Source organism: Planomonospora algeriensis (genome assembly GCF_977012225.1).
Genome location: NZ_CDRNDK010000752.1, coordinates 1 through 2,011, shown reverse-complemented (window position 1 = coordinate 2,011; position 2,011 = coordinate 1). Strand labels below are relative to the sequence as shown.

Sequence of the window (2,011 nt, the reverse complement as noted above, 5' to 3'; positions counted from 1 at the left end):
GCCGCGACCGGCTGGCCGCGCTCCGCACCGAGCTGGCCGGATGCCTGGACCGCTGGCGGCCCGCCGCCGAACGGCACCGCCTCGCCGAGAGCCTCGCCGCGCTGACCAGTGGCAACTCCGCCGACAACCAGTGGAGCATGCGGCTGTCGTCCTACGTCCTGGGTGAGCGGCTCCGCCAGGTGGTCGCCTCGGCCAACGAGCGCCTGGAGCACATGTCGGGCGGACGCTACCTCCTCCAGCACGACCTGCGCCGCGCGGCGGGCGACCGGAGCCGGTCGGGCGGCGGGCTCGGCCTGCGGATCCTCGACGGCTGGACCGGCGTGGACCGCGACCCCGCCACCCTGTCGGGAGGGGAGGGCTTCATCACCTCGCTGGCGCTGGCCCTCGGCCTGGCCGACGTGGTCGCCGCGGAGGCCGGGGGAGTGGAGCTCGGCACGCTCTTCGTCGACGAGGGCTTCGGCACCCTCGACGAGGACACCCTCGACGGCGTCCTGGACATCCTGGACGGCCTGCGCGACGGCGGCCGGGCCGTCGGCATCGTCAGCCACGTCGGCGAGCTGCGCACCCGCATCCCGGCCCGCCTGCACGTCCGCAAGGAGCGCCACGGCTCGACGATCCGCCAGTGACGATCCGCCAGTGACGGACCGGTGGGCGGGGCCCGGAGCCGCGCCGGTGGATCCCGGTGGAGATCCGGACCCGGCCCGCCGCACCGCCGAGGGCGTCCGGCGGGCCGGCCGGGTCACTCCACCGGGACCGGGGGACGGCTGACGGACGACATCAGCGCCCGGACCCGTTCGGCGTGCCGGTCATGGCCGATGATCACCGGAGGCTCGTTGTACGGCATGGCGTCGGAGGAGCGGCGCAGTTTGACGTACTGCCCGCAGGCGTCCACCGCGTAGGGCTCCATGTCGTCCTGGAGCGCGCCGATCACCGTGATCCCGTAGGTCTCGCCGATCCGCCGGAACAGCGCCACGGCCTCGCGCCGGTGCTCCTTGCCGAGGTTGCGGCCCAGTTCGTCCAGGACCAGGCAGAGGTGACCGCCGCCTGAGGAGGCGATCGCCGCCGCGCAGACCAGTTTCACGGCCTTCTCGTCCATCAGCGCGGTGTTGGCCCTGCGGTTGTACGGCACGAAGGACTGCCCCTCGCCCCGGCGCCACTTGGGCGTCACCCGCCAGGCCCAGCGCTGCTCGGGGTCGGCGGGCGCGGCCGGGACCGGGAACTCCAGCGTCGCGCCGTACCCGCCGTAGGAGGTGTCCAGCTTGTCGAACTCCTCGGCCACCCGGGTCAGCCGCGCCCTGATCGCCGCGGTGAGCGCCGCCCGGTGCACGGCGGTGGACTGGGCCGCCTCCTCGGCGCCCTTGGCGGCGACGGCCAGGTCGCGCTGCCGGGTGGTGAGCTGGGCCTCGATCTGGCGGCGCTGGTGCCGTTCGTACTCCTCCTGGCCGCGCAGGTAGGACGAGAGCGCCGCGCACACGCCGGGGAAGGTCGCCTGCTCCCGTGCCGTCCGGCCCGCGCCGGGCTCGGTCCGCTGCCGGATCAGGAACCGCAGCTCCTCCGGCATCTCGGTCTCCTCGCCGGGGAAGGTGTCGCGCAGGGCCTCGTCCAGGCCGCGCTCGGCGGCCCGCCACCACTCCTCGGCGGTCAGCGGGCGCTCGGCCTCGGGCAGCTCCCGCAGCCACTCGCGAGCCTGCTCGGCGGTGCCGCCCCACTCGCGGGTCAGCGCCTCCAGGCCGAGCGCCTCGCGCTCCGCCTCGACCGAGGCCGCCTGCGCCGCGACCCGGGCCCGCTCGGCCTCGTGCCGGGCCCGCAGGCCCTCCAGCCGCTCGATCTCCATGTTCCTGGTCCGGGAGCGGAAGTCCAGCGCGCCCGCCCGCCGTTCGGCCTCCGCCACCGCCGGGGAGATCTCGGCCAGCGCCGCGGTCAGCTCGGTCAGCCGGGTCCGCCGCTCGGCCAGCCGGCGCTCGACGTCGGCCAGTTGCACGGCGGCCCGGGCGCCCTCCAGCCGCCGCCC

Annotated in this window: 1 protein-coding gene and 1 pseudogene; one reads left to right on the top strand and one right to left on the bottom strand. The window is 75.9% G+C overall.

The window, feature by feature from the left end:
* Positions 1–626, top strand: a 626-nt coding sequence (locus tag ACWJ6R_RS35390) for an SbcC/MukB-like Walker B domain-containing protein (RefSeq protein WP_449066388.1), incomplete at its 5' end; no start/stop codon positions are given.
* Positions 627–739: 113 nt separating this feature from the next.
* Here the strand turns inward: ACWJ6R_RS35390 and ACWJ6R_RS35385 are convergent.
* Positions 740–2,011 (bottom strand): annotated as a pseudogene (locus tag ACWJ6R_RS35385) (chromosome partitioning protein ParA); the annotation flags it as partial.